The organism is Streptomyces sp. HUAS TT7, from assembly GCF_051550175.1.
GTDB lineage: Bacteria > Actinomycetota > Actinomycetes > Streptomycetales > Streptomycetaceae > Streptomyces.
This window is the reverse complement of sequence record NZ_CP196175.1, coordinates 1136533-1144662: the sequence shown is the minus strand read 5'-3', so window position 1 is coordinate 1144662 and position 8130 is coordinate 1136533. Positions and strand designations below refer to the sequence as shown.

Annotated in this window: 4 protein-coding genes; all 4 read right to left on the bottom strand. The window is 72.3% G+C overall.

All coding sequences use genetic code 11. The features are described from left to right. Window positions 1-77 precede the first annotated feature (77 nt). Window positions 78-1202: a tyrosine-protein phosphatase gene (locus tag ACSHXC_RS05250; RefSeq protein ID WP_438290417.1), complete on the bottom strand. Its 1125-nt coding sequence runs from the start codon at window positions 1200-1202 to the stop codon at window positions 78-80. 164 nt (window positions 1203-1366) lie between these two features. Further along, on the bottom strand, window positions 1367-6595 hold the full coding sequence (locus tag ACSHXC_RS05245; protein WP_438290416.1) for a beta-ketoacyl synthase N-terminal-like domain-containing protein: 5229 nt from the start codon (window positions 6593-6595) through the stop codon (window positions 1367-1369). 83 nt (window positions 6596-6678) lie between these two features. Then, a complete protein-coding gene (locus ACSHXC_RS05240) occupies window positions 6679-6870 on the bottom strand; it encodes a ferredoxin (RefSeq protein WP_438290415.1) in 192 nt (63 codons plus the stop codon). An 87-nt stretch (window positions 6871-6957) separates the two neighbouring features. Continuing rightward, window positions 6958-8115, bottom strand: coding sequence for a cytochrome P450 (locus ACSHXC_RS05235; RefSeq protein ID WP_438296443.1), 1158 nt, complete (start codon window positions 8113-8115; stop codon window positions 6958-6960). Window positions 8116-8130: the final 15 nt, after the last annotated feature.

The following is an 8130-nucleotide window of genomic DNA, read 5'->3' as shown; positions in this document are numbered from 1 at the left end:
GCAGCGCCGGGAGGGGCGTTCTTTCGTGCGGTCCGTCAAGGCTTCTCGGCAGGCTGACCGGTCGACGAGTCGGCCGGTCAGTCGACGAGCAGGGTCTCCCGCAGTCGCTCCAGGACCTGCCTGCTCAGGCCCAGTCCGTCCTGGAGATAGGCGTCGAAGGTGCCGAAGCGGGCCTTGACCTCGTCGAAGGAGGTGTTCAGGTACTCGGCCCTGGCGTCCAGGATCGGCTTGAGACGGGCGGCCATCTCGGGGGTCTGCTTGGCGAGGGTGGCGGCGTTCCGCGCCGCGAGGTAGTCGTTGGTGGCCAGGTAGTCCCGCAGGACCGTGTCGCGGTCCACGCCCAGGGCCGTGAGCAGGGCGGCGGTGGCCCAGCCCGTACGGTCCTTGCCGCCCTCGCAGTGGTAGGCCAGCGGGGAGGAGCGGGGGGCGTTGGCGAGACTGAACAGCGAACGGTAGGCGTCGAGCGCGGAGGGCCTGGAGACGAGCCACCGGTAGGAGCGGGTCATCATCCGCTCGGACGCGGCGGCCGTGGCGGGCATCTCACGCTTGACGTCGCCGCCGAAGACATCGGCGGCGATATAGCGTGCGCCCGCGGGCACGCGGTCGGGGTCCTCGGCGCGTTCGCCCGGCATGCGCAGGTCGACGTCCGTACGGATGCCCAGGCGCTGGAGCTTGGCCAGATCGGCGTCGGTGAGCGCGTGCAGGTCGTTGGTGCGGTACAGCACGCCCATCTTCACCCACTGGCCGTCGGCGGTGCGGTGGCCGCCCGCGTCGCGGAAGTTGGGCGCGCCCTCCAGGTGTAACGAGCGGTCGGCGAGGGTGAGCGGGTCGCCCTGGTCGGGGACGAGGCGGAACCACTGGCGGTCGGCGGGGGGCAGCCCACGTACGGTGACGTCGGCCTCGGCGCCACCGTAGGCCACGACCCTGTCCCCGACGTAGACGGTGACCGAACCGGCCGCAGGCGCCTTCCAGGACACGGCGAACGAGCCGTCCGGCCGCTGGGTGACCTTGGCGTCGGTGAACGGAATACCGGGTGCGGTGAGCGATGTCTGCGGCGCGTGCCGGGGCGCTGTTCCGGCGGGCGCGGCGAGGGGCTCGGCCGAGGCGTGGGGCGCGGTGAGCGCCACCGCCGACACGGCGGCCACGAACGATACGGCGAGGTGGCGGGCGGCTTGCACCGCCGCCGTGGAATGGGAGTTCATGACGGGACTTTATGGCCCGAAATGATGCGGGATTTTCTAGTGTTGGCGCAGTGCGTCGGGCCCCGTAGGCAAGCGGGCCGCGCACACCGGACTCCCCGATGCGCGCGGCCCGCTTGCCTACGGGTGGGTGCGGGGGGCTTCGGAGAAGGCCCGCACACCCACCGTCAGCTCTCCGCGTCCATCAGTTGGAACAGTTCCTCGTCGCTGGCCGATGCCAGGTCCAGTGCTCCACCGGGGCCGTCGCCCGTACCACCGCCGGCCCCCACCGTCGCGGCCGCCACCGCCTTCAGGCGTGCCACCGTCTCCTCCGAGACCTCCGTGCCGGTCATGAGCAGGTCCTCCAACTCGGCCACGATCGACTCCACATCGCGCACGGGGGAGGCGGGCCGCGCCGTGCTGCGCTCACGTACGAGCCGGACCACCGCGTTCGGGGTGGGGAAGTCGTACACGAGCGTGGCCGGCAATCGCATGTCCGCGGCCGAGATGAGGCGGTTGCGCAGTTCGACCGCGTTCACCGAGTCGATGCCCAGCTCCTTGAACGTGCGGTTGCCCTCCTCGCCACGTATCTCCTGGCCGCCGAGCACGGCCGAGGTCTCGTCGAGGACCAGGGCCAGCACGAGCGCGTTCTGCGCGGCCTCGTCGAGGCCGGACAGGCGGGCGTCCAGCCCCGACGGCTCTTCACCGGCCGCCGTCCCGCCCCTACCGACCGGGGCACCCCCGACACCGGCGGCATCCACGACGCCTCCGTAGGCAGCCGGGCCCGTCGGTCCCGCGGGAGTCGATGCCAGCCAGAACCGTCGCCGCTGGAACGCGTACGTCGGCAGCGGCACGGGCCGGGTCTCGGGCAGCACCGCGTCCCAGTCGACGGGAGCGCCATGGGCGTGCATCCGGGCGACTGCGGCGAGCAGGGCGTGCCGTTCCGGCACTCCGGCGCGCAGGCTCGGCACCACGGCGGCCCCGGTTTGCGGGTCGGCCGACTCCATGCACTCGTCGATCATCGGCGTGAGCGTCGGATCGGCACCCAGCTCCAGGAACCCGGTGACGCGCTCGTCCCGGAGCACGCCGATCGCGTCCTCGAAGCGTACGGACTGTCGCACGTGCCGCACCCAGTGGTCCGGGTCGAGTGCCTCCTCGGTGGTCAACGGGCGGCCGGTGACGGTGGAGACGATCCGAACGGCGGGCGCGGCGTAGGACAGCCCGCGGGCGACCGAGCGGTACTCCTCCAGCATGGGGCCCATCAGCGGCGAATGGGCCGCGACCTTCACCGCGATCCGTCGGGTCTTGTGACCGGCGGCGCGGAGCCGGTCGGTGAGCGCCATGAGGGGGGCCTCGGCGCCCGAGAGCACGACGGAGTGCGGCCCGTTGACGGCAGCGATCGATACGCAGTCACTCAACTCCGCCAGCCACGGCATCACTTCGTCCTCGGTGATGCGTACCGCCACTGTCCCGCCACCGGGCGGCAGCGCGGCCATGAGCCTGCCGCGGGCCGCCACCAGGGTGCACGCGTCCTGGAGGGAGAGCACACCGGCGACATGGGCGGCGGAGATCTCGCCGAACGAGTGCCCCACCAGGTGATCGGGCACCAGGCCCCAGGACTCGAACAGCCGGTACAGGGCCACCTGGATGGCGAACAGCGCGGGCTGGGTGTAGGTGGTGTCGTCGAGGAGGGCCGCCTCGTCGGAGCCGGGAGCCGCCCACATCACCGAGGTCAGCGGCAGCGCCAGCAGGGGATCCAGCGTGGCGCACACCTCGTGCAGGGCCTGCCCGAAGGCGGGGAAAGCGGCGGCCGCCGCGTGTCCCATGCCGGTGTGCTGGCCACCCTGCCCGGGGAAGGCGAAGGCCAGTCCGCCCGGCGCGGCATCGTGCAGGATGACGCCGGGGGCGCGCTCGCCACGCCCGAATTCCACCGCTGCGGAAAGGAGTTGCGTCCGGTCGGAGCCGGTGACGACGGCCCGGTGCCGGTGCAGGTTGCGGGTGGTGGTCAGGGCGTGGGCGACGTCCTGGGCGCGCAGGTCCGGGTGGGCCGTCACGTGCTCGGCCAGGCGTTGTGCCTGTGCGCGCAGCGCCGCCCGGCTCCGGGCGGACAGCACCCAGGGCGCGGCTGGGTCGTCGGCCGGCTCCGGGCTCCGCGCCGGCCCGGACGCACCCCGCGCCTCCTCCGGGGACTCGCCCGGCGCCTCCTCCAGGATCACGTGCGCATTGGTCCCGGTGAGCCCGAACGAGGACACTCCCGCCCGGCGCGTGCGTCCGCTCTCCCGTGGCCAGGGCTGGGCCTCGGTCAGCAGCCGTACCGCACCGGCGGACCAGTCCACCTCGGCCGAGGGGGTGTCCGCGTGCAGCGTCCGCGGCAGGACGCCGTGCTGCAGCGCGAGCACCGACTTGATGACCCCGACGACACCGGCGGCGGCCTGGGTGTGCCCGATGTTCGACTTCACCGACCCCAGCCACAACGGCTGGTCCACGGGGCGCCGTTGGCCGTAGGTGGCCAGTAGTGCCTGGACCTCGATGGGGTCGCCGAGGGGCGTGCCGGTGCCGTGCCCTTCCAGGGCGTCCACGTCCTGCGGCGTCAACCCGGCGTCGGCCAGGGCTTGGCGGATGACGCGCTGCTGTGCGGGCCCGCTCGGCGCGGTGAGCCCGTTGGAGGCGCCGTCCTGATTCACCGCGGAGCCGCGGACGAGCGCCAGGACGCGGTGTCCGTTGCGCCGGGCGTCGCTCAGCCGCTCCAGCAGCAGCAGCCCCGCGCCCTCCGCCCACGCGGAGCCGTTCGCGGAGTCGGAGTACGGCATGGCGCGGGCGTCGGGGGAGAGCGCGCGCAACCGGGAGAAGTGTGTGAAGGGCGTCGGGGTCGCCATGACGGTGACGCCGCCGGCCAGCGCCAGGTCGGTCTCGCCGGACCGCAGGGACCGGCAGGCCAGGTGCAGGGCGACGAGGGACGAGGAGGAGGCGGTGTCGACCGTCATCGTGGGGCCTTCGAGCCCGTAGGTGTAGGCGATGCGCCCCGAGGTCGCGCTACCGGCGGTCCCGGTGGTGAGCATGCTTTCCCATGCGTTGGGCGTGGCGGACGCGTGGGCGCCGTAGCCGCGGTCCATCGCGCCGGCGAACACACCGGTACGGGTCCCCCGCAACGACTCCGGGGCGATGCCTGCCCGCTCGAAGGTCTCCCAGGCCGCTTCCAGGAGCAGCCGCTGCTGGGGGTCGATCGCCGTCGCTTCCATGTCGGACAGGCCGAAGAAGCCCGCGTCGAAGTCGCCCGCGTCGCGCAGGAAGCCGCCTTCACGGGCGTAGGTGGTACCCGGTTGGTCGGGATCCTCGTCGAAGAGCCGGTCCAGGTCCCAGCCACGGTCCTCCGGGAAGGGGGACATGGCGTCGGCCCCGTCGGTGAGCAGCTCCCACAGGGCCTCGGGGGAGCCGGCTCCGCCCGGCAGCCGGCAGGCCATGCCGATGATGGCCACCGGGTCGGCATCGTCCGGCGAGGTCCGACGCGGCTCTTCCCGGGCCGGCCCCTCCTGCTCGGCCAGGAGCCGCGCGACGGCCCGCGGGGTGGGGTGGTCGAAGGCCAGCGTGGTCGGGAGCAGGAGCCCGGTCTCCTCCCGGAGCAGATTCCGCAGCCGTACCGCGAGGATGGAGTCGAGGCCGAGCTGCCGGAAGTCGGCCTCGGGGGAGAACGGGACGAACGTGCCGTCCTTCCCGAGCAACCGGCCGACGCAGTCGCGCACGAGGTCCAGCGCCTCCTCGACCGTGTACGGCGGGATCGCGCCGAGCCGGGCTGGGACGGACACCTCCTCAAGGCCGGTGAGCAGCCCATGGAGCGCCCGGCGGTCGAGCTTCCCGGCGGGGGAGAGGGGAAGCTCGGGCACGGTGAGAAGTTCGAGGGGGATCTTGTGGTCGGCGAGGCCCAGCCGGTGCAGGAACGCGGTCACTTCGGTCAGGCCGATCGTGCGGTCCGCGTGGTCCGTCACGATCAGGCACGGGTACTCCCCGAGCCGGTCGTCCGGTGCGCCGGCCACGGCCAGCGGGCCCAGGCCCGCAAGACCCGCGAGCACTCCCTCGACCTCGGCGGCGCTGAACTTCCGGCCGCCGGTGTTGATCAGTTCGGCGGTCCGGCCGTGCAGGGTCACCACTCCGTCGGCGCCGACGGCCCCGAGATCGCCGGTCCGCAGCCAGCCGTCCTCGGTGAGCGCCGAGCGCGTCAGCTCCGGCTCGCGGAAATAGCCGCGGAACATCCCGGGTGCCCGGTACTGAAGTTCACCGCTCTCGCCCGCCGCACACACCTCGCCGTTCTCGTCGACGACCCGCACGTCCGCACCGGGGACCGGCCGGCCCACGCTGCCGTCGGGGTCCTGGGCCCGGGTGCAGGAGCCGGTGCCGATCTCGGACATGCCCCACACCACGACCAGTTCGCAGTCGAGGACGCCGCGTACCTGAGCGGCGAGCGCGGGCGCCAGGGCGGCCCCCGCCGTACGCACCTGGTGCGGCGCGAAGCCCGCCGGCTCGTCCGTCCTGGCGAACCGCGCGACGACGTCCCGCAGTTGCGCGGGTACGGCGAAGACGACGCGGGGCGCATGCTCCCGCGCCAACGCCACGAAGCGGTCCGCGTCCCACCCGGTGAGCAGCACCTGCCCGCAGACGGCGAGCAGCGCCGCATGCACGGCTTGGAGGCCGAACAGATGGGTCATCGGGCAGGCCGTGAGGACCGTACCGGCGAAGGTGTCGGCATCCTCGGCGAGGACGGCAGCGGTGTTCGACAGCAGACCGTCGTGGCTGTGCACACAGAGCTTGGGCCGCGCCGAGACCGTTCCGGATGAGGGGATCAGAACGAGCGGCAGGTCAGGGGTGACGTCCACCGGCCGGGGCCGGCTGCCCGCCCAGGCCGCCAGCAGCCCGTCCAGCGACTCGGCACCCGCCTCTCGGCACTCCGCCTCCGACGCCCCGGTCAGCAGCACACCGCGCAGCGACGTGACCCCCTCCCCGAGCGAACGGGCCGTCGCCGCGCTCTCGCTCCCGGAGGCCGACAGGACCAGCAGGACGGGTTCCGCCCGGGTCAGCAGCGCATGGACCTCCGGGGCCGAAGTGCCCTGGTGGACGGGGAGCAGCACGGCTCCGACGGCCGCGACGGCCAGGTGCAGGGTCTGCAGCTCCCAGCAGTTCGGCAGCTGCACCGCCACCACGTCGCCGGGCGCGACCCCTGACTCCTGCAAGCCGCGGGCCAGCGCGTCGACGTCCGCTCGCCACTGTGTCCACGTCCACGAGCGGTCCCCGTCGACGACGGCCACGGAGTCGGGAGCGGATCCCACGGCGGCCTCGAACACATCGGACAGCGTGTAGCCGCCCAGTACCTCCGCCGCGTCGGTGGGCGGCTGGATCACGTAGTCATCTGTGTGGACGGGCACCATCACTCCCGGATCTCAAGCACTCTCGTCTGGTGGTGGGGGGACAACGCCGGGGTGCGGACCCGGGCTCCTGCCCCTGTCGGGCCTCAGCCCTCGTGCACGGTGATGGCCCGGGACGGGCACAGGGCACCCGCCAGTCGGGCCGTGGTCTCCTGGTCGGCGGTCGGGTCGGTGAGGAGGGTGACGAGTCCGTCATCGTCCTGGTCGAAGAGCGCGGGCGCGTTCAGCACGCACTGGCCCGCCCCCACACAGCGGTCGGGGGCAACGGTGATACGCATATCGATGTCTCTCCTGGTCTCTCCTGCGGTGAAGGCGGGCCCGCCCGGTGGTCGGTGGCACGCGCCCCGGACGGACGGGCCGGGCGGCTACCAGCGGACCGGAAGCTCGTGCAGCCCGTAGAGCACGCTGTCGTACTTGATGCTCAACCCCTCGACCGGGGTGGCGAGTTGGAGGTTGGGGATGCGCTCGAAGAGCTTCCGGTAGGCGACCTCCATCTCGATCCGCACCAGGTTCTGTCCCAAGCACTGGTGCACGCCGTAGCCGAAGGCCACGTGACTGCGGGCGGACCGGGAGGGGTCGAACGTGTGGGGGCATTCGAAGACGGACTCGTCGTGGTTGGCCGCGGCGACCAGCGGCACGATGCCCTCGCCCGCCTTGATGAGCTGGCCGGCGATCTCCACGTCCTCGACTGCCACCCGCAGGGACACCAGGTCGGCGACGGAGTGGAAGCGCAGCGTCTCCTCCACGGCCCGGTCGTCATTGATCCACTGTGGGTGCGTCAGCAGGGTGACTACGCCGAGTGCGATGTTGTTGGCCGTGGTCTCGTGGCCGGCGATGAGCAGCAGCATCAGCACGCCCGACAGCTCATGGGGGGCGATGACGCCGTTGGCCAGCAGTCGGCTCACCAGGTCGTCGCCGGGCCACTTCTCCTTGATGGAGATCAGTCGGTTGATGTAGCGCAGAAGTTCCTTGCCGGCCGTCTTGCGCTGCTCTTCGGTGGCGTTGCGGAGGGAGACCAGGACGCGGGTCCTGGACTCGAAGAACTCACGGTCCGCGGGCGGCACTCCGAGCAGCGAGGAGATCACCAGAGAGGGGATGGGCAGCGCGAAGTCGGCGACGAGATCCGCGGTGTTGCCCGCGGCCAGCATCTCGTCCAGGCGCGCCTCCACCGTGCGTTCGATCGCGGGCCGCATCGCCCGTACCCGCCGCACGGTGAACTCCGGGATCAGGGCCTTGCGGAACCGGTCGTGGTCGGGGGAGTCCATCCCCACGAACCAGCCCGGAATCTGATCCTGCTTGGGCACTCCCACGGTCTCCCCGACGTTGGGGAATCCCTCGTGCTCGGGGTTGGAGCTGATCTTGGGGTTGGTCAGTACGGCGCGAACGTCCTCGTGCCGGGTGACCAGCCACACCCGCTTGCCGTCGGGCAGGTGCGAGAGGACCAGCCCCTGCTGGTCGCGGTAGTCGGTGTAATGGGGTGGCGGGAACGGCACGCCGGGTTGGCGCAGCGGAAATTCGACCATCGGCGAATCCGTCGT